Here is a 15,166-nt window from a genome sequence, read left to right on the forward strand (position 1 = left end):
CGCGAGCCATGGCGTCACGGCACCGGGTGCCGGGTGTGCGCGCCGCGGGCGCGTACACCGGCCCTGCCTCCCACCGTATTGAGGTTCACCGTTGTGGGTGGCACCATTTGGCACCGCGGGCTCTAATCTGGAGTCGACGCCCTTCGCCCACCTCGTAGGACACGCGATGAAGTCACCCGAACGCCCCTCACCCGAGCCGATCGGCGACAAGATCAGACGACTGCGCGACATCCGCGGCTACTCGGTGCGGCACGCGGCGGCACTGGCGGGGATCTCCCACACCCAGTGGGGGCGCATCGAGAAAGGGCAGCGCAGCGCCGACAACAGGTTCCAGCTGGCCGACATCGCGCAGGCGCTCAAGGTCTCGCTGTCCGACCTGACCGGCGCGGCCGGTCTGGTGGCGGGGGACTACGCGCACACCCGCACCGCCGTCGCGCAGACGATGCAGGCCGTGATCGAGGCCGACCTCGAAGATCCGCCGCTGGCCGAGGCGGTGCCGATGGACCTGCTCACCCAGCGCCTGGAACTGGCGCAGAGCCTGCGCTTCAAGTGCGACTACACCGGCGCCTCGACCGTGCTGCCGGAGTTGTTGAAAGGCCTGCACGCGGCGTCGTTCGGGCAGGATCGCACGCCGGCCCTGCGGGGCCTGGTCCTGGCGCAGGAGACGGCGTCGTTCGTGGTGCGTTACCTGGGCGACCCGGCCAGTGCGGTCATGATCGCCGACCGGAGCCGGCAGGCCGCGGCGGCGCTCGGCGATCCGGTGATCATGGGCCTGTCCGCGTGGACGCAGGCGCACGCCGCCGCCGGCTGCGGCCTGTACCCGCGGGCGCAGCGCATCGCCGACCGGGCGGTCGCGGACCTGGAGCGGGCCGCCGGCCTGCCGGACGCGCGGGAGATGCTCGGCCAGTTGCTGATGGTCGCCGCGTTCACCCGGTATGCGCAGGGCGACGTCGGCGGGGCCGCGAGCGCCGTCGCCGAGGCGGAGCGCCTGGCCGAGCTGACCGGGCAGAGCGCCGCGCTGGGGCTGAACTTCGGCCCGACGAACATCAGGTTCTGGCAGGTCAACATGGACGCCGACGGCGCGGACCCGGGCCGGGCCGTCCAGATCGCCCGCGGCGTGAACCCGAACGACGTGCCCGTCGTGTCCCGGCAGGCCGGGTTCCACATCGACGTGGCGCGGGCACTGGCCAACACCGGCCAGGACCAGGCCGCCATCCGCCAGTTCCTGATGGCCGAGCGCATCGCGCCGCAGCGGGTCCGCATGTCGCCGATCGTGCAGGAGACCGCGCGGGGCATGCTGGAGCGGGCACGCCGCGGCACCGGCTGGGTGGAACTGCGGGGCCTGTGCGAGCGGGTCGGCGTCGGCCTGTGACGGCGCCGCAGGTCACCGTCGTGTACGCGGGCGAGGAACCGCCCGCCGGCTGGCACGCGTCGGTCTTCGTGGCGGGCCCCATGCCGCGCGATCCCGACACGCCGTCGTGGCGGCCCGAGGCGTTGCGACTGATCGCGCGATGCTGGTCCGTCGACGGCTCGCTGGCGGTGTTCGTGCCGGAGCCGCGCGACCGCCACCGTCCCCCGGTGGGTTACGTGCACCAGCTGTGGGAGGACCGGTGGATGTCGGTCGTCGACGCGATCCTGTTCTGGGTGCCCCGCGAGCTGCCCGGCACCCCCGGCCTGACCACCAACGTCGAGTTCGGCCGGTACGAGGGCAGCGGCCGGGTGGTGCTGGGCATGCCGCCGCACGCGCAGAGCGTCCGCTACCTGCGGCACTTCGCCGACCTGCACGAGGCGCCGGTGGCGGACACCCTGCCGGAGACGGTGTCGGCCACGCTCGATCTCGTGGGGTGCGGGTCGTGGCGGGAGGCGGGCACCCGGGACGTGCCGCTGCTCGTGTGGCGCACCTCGGCGTTCCAGACCTGGTGGAGTGCCCTGTCGGCGCGTGGCGAGGAGCTGCGCCGGGCGCGGGTGCGCTGGACCTCGGGTTCCGGCGCGGTCTCGTGGGTGGTGGACGCGACGGTCGCGGATCGGGCCGGTGTTGTCGAGCTGCGACGGGTGATGTGCCTGGACGGCTCCAGCGGTCCGGCCACCGCCGTGGTTCAGGTGACGGCTGCCTGACCCGGTCGCGGCCCCTGGCCGGGGCTGCGCATCGCGACTCGTCGACTTGTTCGCGCCGAAATGCCGTATCCGCCGGACAGGGAGTGTTCAGGCCGTTACCGTTTGGGCATAATGTCCCACTTTGGCGGTTGCTGTTCTCTGTGAGGCGCACCATGCACGTATCTCGGCTTCGTCCCATGCTGCTCGCCGGCGTCCTGCTGGCCGGCGGCTGCACCGCGGCCTTCAACGCCGACGCCAAGGCGGCGTCCCGCACGGTCATGCCGGCCGAGCTGACCACAGTCGTGGCCGGCGCCACCGGCGCGGAGCTCGCGGTCCAGGCCAGCCGCTCCCTGTTCAGCCATGCGCCGGCGGTCATCCTCGTCGGGGAGCAGGACGCGCCGAGCATGGCCCGCGCCGACTCCGCCGCTGTCGAACTCGGCGTGCCCGTCCTGCTCACCGCCGCGGCGGACGGCACGGCGGCCGCGGTGCGCGAGGAGCTGGGCCGCCTCGCGCCCAAGACCCTGATCCCGATCGGCGACGCGGCCACCGGCTGGGCCAAGGACCACGCGACCGAAGGCCAGGCGGTCAAGCCGTTCCAGGGCTCCGGGCTGCCGCGGCTGGGCTCCGTGGCCCCGCTCGACCAGCTGGTCGTGCTGACCCTCGACCGGGCGGACGCCGCCGCGGCCACCGCCACCGCCAAGGCGAGCCGCGCCCAGGTGCTCGTGCTCAAGGACCCCGACCCGCGCGCCGACGACGAGGTGATCAAAGCGCTCACCGGACGTCCGGCCGCGCACGTGATGGCCCTCGGCAGCGCCTTCGGCCCCGCCGAACGGCTCCGCAACCGGATCGCCACCGCCGCCACCGGCACGCTGCTGCCCGGCGGCCGCCAGGTGGTGTACCCCAACCGCCGCCTGATCGCCCTCTACGGCCACCCGGGCGACTCCGGTCTCGGCTCGCTCGGCGAGCAGGGCGTCGAAGCCGCGGTCAAGCGCGCCCGCAAGGTCGCCGGCCAGTACGCCGAGATCGACAAGGGCCTAGTCGTGCCCGCCTTCGAGATCATCACCACGGTGGCGTCCAGCGACCCGGGACCCGACGGCGACTTCTCCAACGAGTCGACGGTCGACCATCTGCGCCCCTGGGTCGACGCCGCCGGCGCCGCGGGCATCTACGTCCTGCTCGACCTGCAGCCCGGCCGCACCGACTTCCTCACCCAGGCCAAGCGGTACGAGGAACTGCTCGTGCAGCCGCACGTCGGGCTCGCGCTCGACCCGGAATGGCGGCTTTCGCCCGGCCAGCGCCACATGGTGCAGATCGGCTCGGTCGGCTCCAGTGAGATCAACAAGACGGCGGCCTGGCTCGCGGAGCTCACCCGCAGCCGCCACCTGCCGCAGAAGATCCTGATGCTGCACCAGTTCCGGACCGACATGATCACCAGCCGGCAGAGTATCGACACGAACTTCGACGAGCTGGCCGTGGTCATCCACGCCGACGGCTTCGGCTCGGCGAGCGAGAAGATGGCGACCTGGGACAACGTCCGCGCCGAGGCGCCGAACCAGGTCTGGTGGGGCTGGAAGAACTTCTACGACGAGGACAAGCCGACGTTCTCACCGAAGCAGACCATCGCCATCGAGCCGTCCCCGGTGTTCGTCTCGTACCAGTAGCGGCCAAGGCCGTCGTGGAGCGACGCCGCCCCTGTCGTCTCGACGGGGGCGGCATCGCCGTTTCACCGCGACCCGGGCTGGAACGGCCTTGTCACCTGCCCGGAGCCGACTGCCACAGCGCGGTGGTGCGGGGCCGGATGAACGCCCTGTCCCGGGTGGCCAGGCGGTCACGTGGCCAGCAGGTCGGCGGTGCTGTCCGGGCGCGGGGGCAGGACCAGGAAGTCGGCGGTCGGCTCGGCGATGGTCATGGCGCACGATTCTCGCGATCAGCCGTGCGGCCGTCGCGCGATCATCTTCGGCGCGGTCAGCGGGGGAGCTTCTCGAAGAGTTCGTTCGAGGTGTCGTAGTACCGCGTCGTGCGGCCGACGTGGGTCATGCCGAGCCGCCGGCAGACGGCCTGTGAGGCGTGGTTGCCGGGAGCCGTGACGGCGAGGACCCTCGGCACACCCCGGCTGAGCGCGTCGTCCAGGACGGCCCGCGCGGCTTCGGTGGCGTAGCCGTGCCCCCAGGCGTCCGGGTGCAGATGCCAGCCGATCTCGATGTCGGCGGGCTCCGCTCGGGCCTTGCCCGCCGACACCGGAATCGGCTTGAGCAGGAGGTTGCCGACCAGCCGGCCCTCCGCGGCCGTCGTCATGGCCCAGATGCCGTGGATCGGGTGGTCGAGGGCACGGCGGCGAGCGATCGAGGCGAGGGCGTCGGCGCGGGTGCGCATGGCCGTCGGCCGCGCGCCCAGGAAGCGGACCACCTCCCAGCGCGACTCCAGGTCGAGGAGGAAGTCGGCGTCGTCGTCCTGCCAGGGGCGGAGCAGGAGCCGGTCGCTCGTGATGGTGCGCACGCGACCGAATGTAGGCGATGTCGAGCGGGCCGGCCGTCCCGTCGTCAGGCGTGATCGTCGAAGACGAACTCGAAATGCCGCAGGACCTGCTCCGTGGTCGGGGACCGGCCGCTGTCGGTCGTCAGCGAGACGGTGAGCTGCCGAGACGCGTCGGGGGAGTGGAACGAGAACGTGTCGTAGCCGAAGAACCCGCCGTGCTTTCCCCAGACGGCCGTGCCGCCCGGCAGGTGGACCCGGACGAGCCCGAGCCCGCTGTCCGTCGACGGCGTCACCCAGGGTGTCGGCGTGAGCATCTCCCGCAGCTCTGCCCGGCCGAGCAGCTCGCCGCGCAGCAGGCCGGCGAAGAACAGGTTGACGTCGCGTGCCGTCGAGACGATGCCGCCCGCCGCCCAGGCCGTGGAGCGGTCGAAGACGCTGACGTCGACCGGCCCGCCGGTGCCGGGCAGGTAGCCGTGCGCGTGCGGGTCGGGCAGGTGCGGGTCGTCGTCGCGTACGACGGTGCCGGTCAGCTGCAACGGCGCCAGGATCCGCGTCGCGACGTGCTCGGCGTACGGCAGACCGGTAGCGCGCTCGATGATCATGCCGGCCAGGATGTAGCCGGTGTTGTTGTAGGCGATGGCCGTGCCGGCCGGGAACCGCGCCCCCCGGCGTTCGGCGAGGGCGACCGTCTCCTCCGGACGGACCCGCAGGTTCCGCCGCGACAGCACCACGTCGACGTCCAGTTCCCCGGCCACGGCCCAGGCGTCGGTGTAGTTGTACAACCCGGCCGTGTGCATCAGCAGGTGACGGACGGTGACAGCGTCCCCGTCGGCGAGCATGCCCGGCAGCCACCGTGCGACGGTGTCGTCGAGGCGCAACGTGCCGTCACCCGCCAGCTGAAGCACGGCGGCGGCCGTGAACGTCTTGGTGACGCTGCCGATCCGGAAGTGGCCGGCCGGGTCGACGGGGATGTCGGTGCCCCATGCGGACACGCCGCTGGACAGCGCCACCTCGCCGGCCTCGTCGCGTGCGTCCGCCAGCGCGCCCACCGCCCACTCGGCCACGATCGCGTCGAGGGTCGTCTGCAGTCGAGCCGCGGAGATACGCATGACCCACACTAGGCGCGGGCGTTCTCAGCCAGAACGCGGGCTGCCCGCCCGTGATCGTCGACGGCGAGACGACGGTCCCTCGGCGACGGCGTTCACAGGACGGCGACGGTGAGCCAGTCGGCGGAGCGCGCCTTGTAGCCCAGCCGCGTGGTGAGCCCCTCGACGATCGCGGCGACGTGTCCTGCGCCGTAGACCACCGCGACCTCGATGGGCTCGTCGCCGCGCTCCTCGTGCAGGCGGTAGAGAGCTGCCAGGAGCCTGTCGTCACGAGTGCCGGCGAAGGCCGCGTCGACCTCGGGCGGCAACGCGTCCGCCCGGTCCTCTTCCTCCGGCGACGGCAGATCGTTGACCTCCATCGACTTCGACCAGATCACCCGGGTCCCGCCGAACAGGCGCACCAGCACGACGACCGGCAGGACGCACCACACCGCCAAGCGGTGGCGGAGGGGCACCTTGTGCCAATCGTCGGCGAACTCTTCGGTGGTGACGTCGGGGTTGATCACCGGCACGTCCAGCACCCGATAGTCGATGGCCTGCTTCACCAGCTTCATCCGCCGGTTGAAACGCAGCGCGGTGTAGCTGAGCGTCAGCGCGCCCAGCAGCGGGGAACGCCGCCGCCCGTTGCCCCGGATCCCCTCGGCCAACACGACGTCGGCCTTGCCGAGCCGCGCGGTGACCGCCTCGTAGAACGCCGGCTCGGCCATGTGAACCATGGAGTAGATGACGAACTGCAACGGAGATTCGCGGTGCCGCAGCCGGATCACTGCAGACCGGACCCAGAACTCCGTCACCTCGATGATCTGCATACGGCTGTCGGGCATCCTTCCTGTGGATCAGGGCCGTCATGGTGGCAGCCGCTGTCCACCGTCACCGGCCAGGGCGACCGCCGTTCGTGCATGCGTCGAGGTGTCCCAGCCCCGCAGTAGCCTGTCAACGGCCTGACCGCACCGAGCGGCGAAGCCGGGTCCCGCACGTGCGAGATCGGCCGGCCGAGCCGAAGGAGCTTTGTCATGATCGGTCCCGCTGAGGAACACCGCCGCACCGCCGAGGTGTTCACCGCGCGCGTGCGCGGCGTCGCCTCCGGCGACTGGGATCGTCCGGCGCCGTGCGAAGGCTGGGTCGCCCGTGACGTGGTGGGCCACCTGGTCGAGTGGTTCCCCGGTTTCCTGCGGGCGGGTGCGGGCGTCGACCTGCCCAAGGGTCCGTCCGTCGCGGAGGATCCGGTCGCCGCCTGGACTGTCCACAGCGACGGCGTGCAGGCCTTGCTCGACGACCCCGCCACGGCGGAGAAGGTCCTCAGCAACCCGAACATCGGTGACATGCCGCTGGACCAGGCGGTCGCGATGTTCTACACCACCGACGTCTTCCTGCACACGTGGGATCTCGCCCGGGCCACCGGCCAGGACGAGCGCCTCGACGCCGAGCGGTGCGCCATGCTGCTGGAGGGGATGCTGCCGATGGACGCGGTGCTGCGTTCCAGCGGGCACTACGGCCCGCGGGTCGAGGTCCCCGACGACGCCGACCCGCAGACGCGCCTGCTCGCCTTCATCGGCCGCACTCCCTGACCTACGCGGTTCCGGGGCGGGCCGCCGGGGCCGTGTCGGCGGCGGTCGGGTGGTCGTCGGGCGCGTAGGCTGCGCCGGGCGGGACACGTGTCGATCAGGAGGGCGTAGCCATGTCGCGGAACCGGCAGACGGTGGAGACCTATCTCGAGGGCTTCCGCAAGAACGACCACGCGCAGATCCTGTCGTGCCTCACCGATGACATCGAGTGGACCGTCTACGGGGCGTTCCACCTCACCGGCAAGCAGGCGTACGACGAGGCCATCGACGGTCCCGCGTTCGTCGAGCCGCCGCAGCTGGAGATCGTCCGTTTGGTCGAGCAGGACGACGTGGTCATGGCCGAGCTGACCGGTTCGGTGCTGCGCCCCGACGGCACCACGATGCGCATGTCCATGGCGGAGGTCTTCGTCATGCGTGACGGTCTGATCGCCGAGCGGCGAGCCTGGGTGATCGAGCTGAGGGAGAACGACTACCGCTGAGCTGCGGGTGCCGATTCCCTTTCTCGTACAGGCGTACTAAACTGCTGGTCGTGACCAACTCGGCGACGATCCTGCACGCGGATCTCGACTCGTTCTACGCATCCGTGGAACAGCGGGACGCCCCGCGGTTGCGGGGCCGTCCCGTGATCGTCGGCGCCGGGGTGGTGCTGGCCGCCAGTTACGAGGCCAAGGCATACGGGGTGCGCACCGCGATGAGCGTGCGCGCCGCCCGCGACCGGTGCCCGCAGGCGATCGTGGTGCCACCGCGGATGTCGGCGTACACCGAGGCCAGCCGGGCGGTGTTCGAGGTCTTCGACGACACCACGCCGATCGTCGAGCCGCTCTCCATCGACGAGGCGTTCCTCGACGTCGGCGGCCTGCACCGGATCGCCGGCACGCCCGTGGCGATCGCGGCCCGGCTGCGCGGGGACGTCCTCGAACGGGTCGGGCTGCCGATCACCGTCGGGGTGGCGCGCACCAAGTTCCTGGCCAAGGTCGCCAGCCGGGTCGCGAAGCCCGACGGCCTGCTCGCCGTCGAACCCGCCGACGAGCTGACGTTCCTGCACCGGCTGCCGGTCGAGGTGCTGTGGGGCGTCGGCGAGGTGACCTCCGGCAAGCTGCACCAGCGCGGCATCCGCACCGTCGGGCAGGTGGCCCGGCTGGGCGAGGCCGCGCTGGTGTCGATGCTCGGCCAGGGCGCGGGTCGCCACCTGCACGCCCTCGCCCACAACCTTGACCCGCGACCGGTCGTCACCGGCCGCCGCCGCGCGTCGATGGGCGCGCAGCGGGCGCTGGGCCGCGGCCCGCACACGGTCGAGTTCCTGGAGGCCGCGCTCGCCGGGCTGGTCGAGCGGGTCACCCGCCGAATGCGCAGCGCGCAGCGGCCCGGCCGCACCGTGGTGCTGCGCCTGCGGTTCGCCGACTACACCCGGGCGACGCGGTCGTCGACCCTGGCCAAGGCGACGTCGCAGACCCAGGCGGTCCTGGACACCGCCCGGGCGCTGCTAGCGACCGCGTCGCCGCTGGTGGCCGAGCGCGGCCTGACGCTGATCGGCGTCTCGGTGGGCAACCTGGACCGGACCGGTCACGTCCAGCCCGAACTGCCCTTCGACGACCTGCCCCGCGACGCGCTGGACACCGCGGTCGACGCGGTGCGCCGCCGGTTCGGCACCACCTCCCTGCAGCGCGGCACGCTGCTGGGCACCGACACCGGCCTGGTCATGCCGATGCTGCCGGACTGAACCCGCCTCACCGGGATGCCCGGCCGGGCCGGAGCGCCCTACAGGGTGACGGTGTCGCCCAGCGGGATGCGCGCGTAGCCGATGCCCTCCTCGTCGCCCAGCCAGGCGTCGAACTGGTGGAGTCCGAGGTCGTTGAGCACGCCGTCGTGGATCGGGAACGAGCGGCGCGGCCGGACGGCCCGGGCGAACCGGATCGCGTCGCCGATCTTCAGCCACGGCCCTGCTGCTGGGATGAGCAGCGTCTCGACCGGCTCGGACGGCACGAACAGCGAGTCGCCGGGGTGGTAGACGCCGTCGACGACGAAGCCGACATTCGGGCAGCCGGGCAGGCCGTCGATGATCTCGGCATGCTCGCCGCCGACCGCGCGCACCGTGAACCCGGCCGTGGTGAAGACGTCGCCGGGGGAGACCGCCCGCACGCCGTCGCCCAGTTCCGCGGCCAACGCGGGGTGGGTGTGGACGGTGAGTTCGGGGTTGCGCTCGCGGACCGCCCGGAGCAGGTCGAGGTCCACGTGGTCGGCGTGTTCGTGGGTGACGAGCACCGCTGCCACGCCGTCGAAGGACACCGGCTCGGAGTAGACGCCCGGGTCGATCACGAGGGCGCCGTCGCCGTTGTCGATGCGTACACAGGCATGGCCGTATTTGGTGAGGCGCATCGTCAGAACCCCCGCTCGGCCTGCGAGCGCAGCACGCAGAACTCGTTGCCCTCCGGGTCGGCGAGCACCGCCCAGCCCGTGCCGTCCGCGTTGCGGTGGTCGGCGGCCATCGTCGCGCCCAGGGCCAGCACCCGTTCGACCTCGACGTCGCGAGGCGTGTCGGACTGCAGGCAGAGGTGCAGGCGGTTCTTGACCGACTTGGGCTCGGGGACCCGCTGGAAGTACACGGTCTGGTCCGACGGGAGGTCGAACGCGGCCTCGTGGCCGTCGTCGAACGCGACCTCGCTGTCGAAGACCTGCGCCCACCAGCGCGCGAGGGCGCCGGGATCGGCGGCGTCGAAGGTGACGTTCCTGATGATCGTCGTCATACGGCCACTCTGTTGCCTCGACGGCCGCCTCGTCAAACGAGATGCGACGGGGAGCGCGTGCGTCCGGGCCGCACTCATGCGCCGTTCGGTGGGGGCGCCGTGACAGGTTCGAGCAGTGCGGCGGTCGACTGTCGATGGAAGTGCCTGGCCCAGCCGAGCGGAGTCGCGTCGAAGCGCCGGTCGCGGAGGTCGGGGTCCGCACCCAGGTCCAGCAGCCGGCGGGTGAGCTCGACGTTCCCGGTGACTGCGCTGTGGTGCAGTGCCGTCTCCCAAGCCTCTTCGACCGGGGCGTCGCCGCGCCCGTAGGCGTTCACGTCGAAGCCGAGCTCAGCGAGCAACGTGACCGTCTCGATGGGCGCCTGGGTCGCGGCCCAGACGATGAGCCCGGGGCGGCTGCGGCGGGCTCGGGCCACGGCGTCGGGATGCGCGGCGCGGATCCGGTCCAGGGTGGACCGGTCGGCGCGGAACGCCGCGGCGATCAGCTCGCGTACCGGGTCGGGGCCGAGCGGCTCAGCGCCCTGCGCGAGGAGGTAGTCGGCGATCTCGGTGTCGCCGTGGACGTGGGCCAGCTCGACCGGCGTCCGGCCGTCGCCGGGACTCCACGAGGGACCGTCCCCCTCGAACGGCGAGCGGAAGTCGACGCCGTGCTCGACCAGCAGCCGCACCCGGGCGGGCTGGTGGTGCTCGACCGCCCAGCGCAGCTGGGTGCGCAGCATCTGCGCGGGCGTGCCCAGGTCCGGGATCCGGTTCTTCCATGGGCCGCCGTCGCCGGAGCCGAGCCCGTATTCGAACAGCAGCTCCAGGTGCGAGTTGTCGGGCTCGAACATGCGGTTGTACAGGGTCTGGGCATCGTTGGGGTCGGCGCCCGCGTCAAGCAGCAGCCGGCCCAGCGTCTGCCAGTGCGGGTGGCGGGGCTGGCGCCGCCGGCCCAGCTCGCCGTGGCCGAACACCCCGGTCAGCAAGGTGAACGGTGACGGTAGGGCGTCAAAGAGGTAGCCGTCGTCGGGGTCGGCGCCGGCGTCGAGCAGCTGTCGGGCGGCTGCGAGCACACGCTCGGCCGGCACGGCCGGGTCGAAACGCGAGTAGACGAGGTAGTACAGCGGCCGCCACCGGAACGGGCCACCCCGCTCGGCTGCTCGCCGCGGCTGCTCGGCGAGCAGCCGAGCGACGTCGTCCGGGCGGGCAGCCGCGGCGGCGGCCCAGATGTTCCTCGTGGTCAGCGCGGGATGCTGAACCAGAAGTTGCCGGGCCTGCGCCCAGCGCGCCGGCCCGTCCTCGCGGCTGTACGTCAGGCAGGCGAGGCGGCAGAACTCCTCCGCCGGGTCGTTCACCGGTGCGGCACCGAGCGCGGTGTCCCAGCCGTGATCGGCCACGGTTTGCAGGTATCGCGCAAGCCGAGGCCAGCTGGCGAACCCGTATTCGCGAGCGACGACCAACTGCGCCGCGCTGAGCTGCAAGCCGCTGGCGTCGTCGGGCGCTCCACCCGGATGGTGGCGGGCCAGCCGCGCGATGGCATCGGGGTCGCCGGCCCGAACGGCCCGCTGCAGCGCACGGGCCTGCCGGCGGAAGCTTTCGAGGTGCGGATGGTCGGGCATGGCCAGGGTCGGCACAATGGCCTCCTCTCGTCTGCCTGATGTCCGCTTGGTCAGGTCGAAAGGAGAGCGCTCGTGACACATGACGCACACGCCAGGTGGGCTGTGCCCATTCCCGCGGACCGGTGGCTTCCTGGCAGCCGCCGAAATTATAGCCAGATCGCGGGTCGCGAGTCCCGGTTCGTGGGCAGCAGGCCGGAGTGGAGACCGGTTTTTGGTCCGTCACGCTTTCCCTCTGCGAGACGCGGGCGCAACGCGGCCCGAGACGCGGGACAGGCGCTGGGTCCCTCCTCTGCGCGGGCCAGTTCGTGGCGTGTGTCCACTGTCATGGCATGCTGACCGGACTACCTCCGCGACTGCTTGCGGTACCGGCCGGGGGCCACGCCGTATTCTCGTTTGAACGCTTTGGCGAAGGCGAATTCGGAGGTGTATCCGGTGCGCTGCCCGACGGTCTGCACCGGTTTATCGGTGTCGCGCAGCAGTTGCGCCGCCAAGGTCATCCGCCACCAGGTCAGGTAGCCCAGCGGCGGTTTGCCGACCAGCGAGGTGAACCGGCGGGAGAAGGCCGCCCGTGAAAGCCCGGCTTTCGCGCCCAGCGCTTCGACTGTCCACGGCCCAGCGGGTTCCTGGTGGATGTGGCGCAGCGCTGCGGTGATCGCCGGGTCGCGCAGCGTCGCGGCCCACCCGGTGGCCGGGCCGTCGTCGGTTTGCTCATCGAGCCAGGCCCGCAGGATGTAGAGCAGCATGATGTCCAGCAGGGCCGACACGACGGCTTCGGTTCCGTGGGCGGGGTTGGCGATCTCCTCGCCGAGCAGGTTGACGGCAGTATGCAGCGGCGTGCGGTGGCCGAGACGTGCCGGCAGGTGGATGATCTCGGGCAGTTCCTCGAACAGCGGATGTGGCCGGGTCTGGTCGAGCGTGTATGCGCCGCACAACAGGATCGTCGTGGCCCTCTCACCGTCGTCGGCGCTCGGCGCCATTTCCCGCAGGGAGGCCGAGGGCGCGCCCGTCAGGGGCGTCGACGGGCTGTCGGCCAAGGCGTGCCCGCAACCGTGCGGCAGGCACACCACATCGCCCACGCTCAGGGCGATCGCGGTGCCCTCCTGCGGGATCAGCCAGCATGTCCCTGCCAGCACCACATGGAAGCCGGCCCCAGAGAACGGCTCGGTCCGCACTCCCCACGGAGCGTGTTTACGGATCTCAGTGGAGTGCGGGCGCCCCGTACGCATGACGCCGATCGCATCGCTGAGCACGTCCATCGGCAGATCGTATCCCTATGCCGGCAGTCGGCAAGACGATCAGATATGAAACGGAGACGGTGAGCCATGGGAGGCGGTTCCTGATCTTCATACGCTGAAGGCGCCAAACAGATTGGCCGATCGGTTTACCAGAAGGGCAGGACATGAGTCAGTACACCGCCGTCGCGACTGCGACCGGCCGCGATGGCCGCGCCGTCAGTTCGGACGGCAAGTTGGACGTCAAGCTGGCCCTCCAGAAGGAGTTGGGCGGCACCGGCGACGGAACCAACCCCGAGCAACTCTTCGCGGCGGGCTACGCCGCCTGCTTCGCTACCTCCATGCAGCTGGTGGCGCAGAAGAAGAAGATCGACGTCTCGGGCATGTCGGTCACCGCCGAGGTCGGTCTCGTCCCCAACGGGCAGGGCGGCTTCCAGCTCGAAGTCGCCCTGCGGACGAAGCTGCCGGAGAACCTGCCCAGGAATGTCGGTCGAGAGCTCATCGAGGCCACCCACCAGGTATGCCCGTATTCCAGCGCCACGCGCGGCAACATCCCGGTCGAGCTGCTCACCGAGTAACCGACGCACGCTGAGCGCCACTGGACCGCAATCGCTTGCGCCGGAGGCAGTCGGGCGCACGGTGATCGATCATCGCCAGGCACATGACGTGCCGGTGATGACCGCTTGAGGCGGCGGCGGTGCTGCGACCGGGACCATTGCGGGTCCCTGAAGTGGTAGCGCCGCCCGCTTCTGAACCACGGCATGCTGCTCGTCGTTCGGCCCGACCGCCCTGACCGATGCCTGCAACGCTCAAATCCGCGGGACTCCGGCCGGGGCGCGAAATTGTAGTATCCGCTGCGTGAGTGCATACGATGTTGTCGTGTTGGGTGCCGGTCCCGGCGGTTATGTCGCGGCGATCCGCGCAGCTCAGCTGGGGTTGAAGACCGCCATTGTCGAAGAGCGCTATTGGGGCGGTGTCTGCCTCAACGTCGGCTGCATCCCCTCCAAGGCACTCCTGAGAAACGCCGAGCTGGCACACATCTTCATGAATGAGCGCAAGACCTACGGCATCGAGGTCGACGGCGAGGTTCGCTTCGACTACGGGCAGGCGTTCCAGCGCAGCCGCAAGGTCGCCGACGGGCGCGTCAAGGGCGTCCACTACTTGATGAAGAAGAACAACATCACGCAGCTCGAGGGCGTGGGCGAGTTCGTCGATGCCAACACCCTGCGCGTCGTGTCGGCCGGCGGTGGCACCGAGACCGTGACCTTCACCAGCGCCATCATCGCGACCGGGGCCACCCCGCGGCTGCTGCCGGGCACCCAGCTGTCCGACCGCGTGGTCACGTACGAGTCGCAGATCATGTCCGACGCCCTGCCGGCCCGCATCGTGATCGCGGGCGCGGGCGCGATCGGCGTCGAGTTCGCGTACGTGCTGCACAACTTCGGGGTCAAGGTGACCATCGTGGAGTTCGCGGACCGGATGGTGCCGATGGAGGACGAGGACGTCTCCAAGGAGCTGATCCGCCACTACCGCAAACTCGGCATCGAGGTGCGCACCGGCACCCGCGTGGTCTCCGTCGAGGAGGGCGCCGACGGCGTCCGGGTCGTGGTCGACAGTGGCAAGGGACCTGAAACCATCGAGACGGACAAGGTGCTCCAGGCCATCGGCTTCGCACCGCGTGTCGAGGGCTACGGGCTGGACCGCACCGGCGTCAAGCTCACCGACCGGGGCGCGATCGAGGTCGACGGCCGCTGCCGCACCAGCACCCCGCACATCTTCGCGATCGGCGACGTGACCGCCAAGCTCATGCTGGCCCACACCGCCGAGGCCATGGGTGTCATCGCCGCGGAGACCATCGGCCAGGCACCCACCATGGAACTCGACTACATCATGATCCCCCGCGCCACCTACTGCCAGCCCCAGATCGCCAGCTTCGGCTACACCGAGTCGCAGGCCAGGGCCAAGGGCCTGGACGTACGGGTGGCCAAGTTCCCGTTCAGCGCGAACGGCAAGGCGCACGGCCTGGGTGACACGGCCGGCTTCGTGAAGCTGATCAGCGACGCGGGCAGCGGCGAGCTGCTCGGCGGCCACCTCATCGGTCCGGAGGTCACCGAACTGCTGCCGGAACTGACCATGGCACAGATGTGGGAGGCGACGGTGTCGGAGATCGCGCGCAACGTGCACGCGCACCCGACGCTGGGCGAGGCCGTGAAGGAAGCGGTGCACGGGCTCGCCGGACACATGATCAATATGTGAGCTCGGCCGTGGCCGACGCATCACGGTGACCTGTGCCGCCTGTCAGGACGGGCGGCACAGGTCACCCCGGCAAGACACCACTTTGCGATGGAGTTGCCA

At 71.0% G+C, this 15,166-nt stretch carries 15 protein-coding genes; 8 read left to right on the forward strand and 7 right to left on the reverse strand.

What is annotated here, in order from left to right:
- Positions 1 to 166: 166 nt before the first annotated feature.
- The 3 genes from HAV39_RS09865 to HAV39_RS09875 all read left to right on the forward strand — a co-directional run bounded on the left by HAV39_RS09865 (position 167) and on the right by HAV39_RS09875 (position 3,755).
- The gene (locus HAV39_RS09865) at positions 167 to 1,372 is read left to right on the forward strand and encodes a helix-turn-helix domain-containing protein (RefSeq protein WP_120315191.1); all 1,206 of its coding nucleotides are present in this window, start codon (positions 167 to 169) and stop codon (positions 1,370 to 1,372) included.
- On the forward strand, positions 1,369 to 2,115 hold the full coding sequence (locus HAV39_RS09870; protein ID WP_191838857.1) for a TIR domain-containing protein: 747 nt from the start codon (positions 1,369 to 1,371) through the stop codon (positions 2,113 to 2,115). The genes HAV39_RS09865 and HAV39_RS09870 overlap by 4 nt, the downstream gene beginning before the upstream one ends.
- A 176-nt stretch (positions 2,116 to 2,291) precedes the next feature.
- Positions 2,292 to 3,755, forward strand: a complete 1,464-nt coding sequence (locus HAV39_RS09875; RefSeq protein WP_120315190.1) for a hypothetical protein — start codon at positions 2,292 to 2,294, stop codon at positions 3,753 to 3,755.
- Between the two features lie 304 nt (positions 3,756 to 4,059).
- On the opposite strand, the gene HAV39_RS09880 is transcribed toward HAV39_RS09875, so the two are convergent.
- The 3 genes from HAV39_RS09880 to HAV39_RS09890 all read right to left on the reverse strand — a co-directional run bounded on the left by HAV39_RS09880 (position 4,060) and on the right by HAV39_RS09890 (position 6,499).
- A complete protein-coding gene (locus tag HAV39_RS09880) occupies positions 4,060 to 4,590 on the reverse strand; it encodes a GNAT family N-acetyltransferase (protein ID WP_191838858.1) in 531 nt (176 codons plus the stop codon).
- A 44-nt stretch (positions 4,591 to 4,634) separates the two neighbouring features.
- The gene (locus HAV39_RS09885; protein ID WP_191838859.1) at positions 4,635 to 5,678 is read right to left on the reverse strand and encodes a serine hydrolase domain-containing protein; all 1,044 of its coding nucleotides are present in this window, start codon (positions 5,676 to 5,678) and stop codon (positions 4,635 to 4,637) included.
- A 92-nt stretch (positions 5,679 to 5,770) separates the two neighbouring features.
- Positions 5,771 to 6,499 (reverse strand): hypothetical protein, encoded by a 729-nt coding sequence (locus HAV39_RS09890; RefSeq protein ID WP_239120706.1) that lies wholly within the window; start codon positions 6,497 to 6,499, stop codon positions 5,771 to 5,773.
- Between the two features lie 189 nt (positions 6,500 to 6,688).
- On the opposite strand from HAV39_RS09890, the gene HAV39_RS09895 reads away from it, so the two are divergent.
- The 3 genes from HAV39_RS09895 to dinB all read left to right on the forward strand — a co-directional run bounded on the left by HAV39_RS09895 (position 6,689) and on the right by dinB (position 8,960).
- Positions 6,689 to 7,243: a TIGR03086 family metal-binding protein gene (locus HAV39_RS09895; protein ID WP_191838860.1), complete on the forward strand. Its 555-nt coding sequence runs from the start codon at positions 6,689 to 6,691 to the stop codon at positions 7,241 to 7,243.
- 110 nt (positions 7,244 to 7,353) lie between these two features.
- Positions 7,354 to 7,719: a nuclear transport factor 2 family protein gene (locus tag HAV39_RS09900; protein WP_191838861.1), complete on the forward strand. Its 366-nt coding sequence runs from the start codon at positions 7,354 to 7,356 to the stop codon at positions 7,717 to 7,719.
- Positions 7,720 to 7,769: 50 nt separating this feature from the next.
- On the forward strand, positions 7,770 to 8,960 hold the full coding sequence (dinB, locus tag HAV39_RS09905) for a DNA polymerase IV (protein ID WP_191838862.1): 1,191 nt from the start codon (positions 7,770 to 7,772) through the stop codon (positions 8,958 to 8,960).
- A gap of 38 nt (positions 8,961 to 8,998) precedes the next feature.
- On the opposite strand, the gene HAV39_RS09910 is transcribed toward dinB, so the two are convergent.
- From HAV39_RS09910 to HAV39_RS09925, 4 genes are all read right to left on the reverse strand, one after another.
- Complete coding sequence (locus tag HAV39_RS09910; protein ID WP_191838863.1) at positions 8,999 to 9,616, reverse strand: MBL fold metallo-hydrolase; 618 nt, start codon at positions 9,614 to 9,616, stop codon at positions 8,999 to 9,001.
- Between the two features lie 2 nt (positions 9,617 to 9,618).
- On the reverse strand, positions 9,619 to 9,984 hold the full coding sequence (locus tag HAV39_RS09915; RefSeq protein ID WP_191838864.1) for a VOC family protein: 366 nt from the start codon (positions 9,982 to 9,984) through the stop codon (positions 9,619 to 9,621).
- Positions 9,985 to 10,058: 74 nt separating this feature from the next.
- Entirely contained in the window at positions 10,059 to 11,594 is a 1,536-nt protein-coding gene (locus HAV39_RS09920; protein WP_191838865.1) for an ankyrin repeat domain-containing protein, read from the reverse strand.
- A 326-nt stretch (positions 11,595 to 11,920) separates the two neighbouring features.
- Positions 11,921 to 12,835 (reverse strand): AraC family transcriptional regulator, encoded by a 915-nt coding sequence (locus HAV39_RS09925; protein WP_191838866.1) that lies wholly within the window; start codon positions 12,833 to 12,835, stop codon positions 11,921 to 11,923.
- A gap of 143 nt (positions 12,836 to 12,978) precedes the next feature.
- On the opposite strand from HAV39_RS09925, the gene HAV39_RS09930 reads away from it, so the two are divergent.
- Positions 12,979 to 13,389: an organic hydroperoxide resistance protein gene (locus HAV39_RS09930; RefSeq protein WP_191838867.1), complete on the forward strand. Its 411-nt coding sequence runs from the start codon at positions 12,979 to 12,981 to the stop codon at positions 13,387 to 13,389.
- A gap of 280 nt (positions 13,390 to 13,669) precedes the next feature.
- A complete protein-coding gene (lpdA, locus tag HAV39_RS09935) occupies positions 13,670 to 15,067 on the forward strand; it encodes a dihydrolipoyl dehydrogenase (protein ID WP_191838868.1) in 1,398 nt (465 codons plus the stop codon).
- The last annotated feature ends 99 nt before the right edge of the window (positions 15,068 to 15,166 follow it).

The sequence above is a fragment of the Catellatospora chokoriensis genome (assembly GCF_011297315.1).
GTDB classification, from domain to species: domain Bacteria; phylum Actinomycetota; class Actinomycetes; order Mycobacteriales; family Micromonosporaceae; genus Catellatospora; species Catellatospora citrea.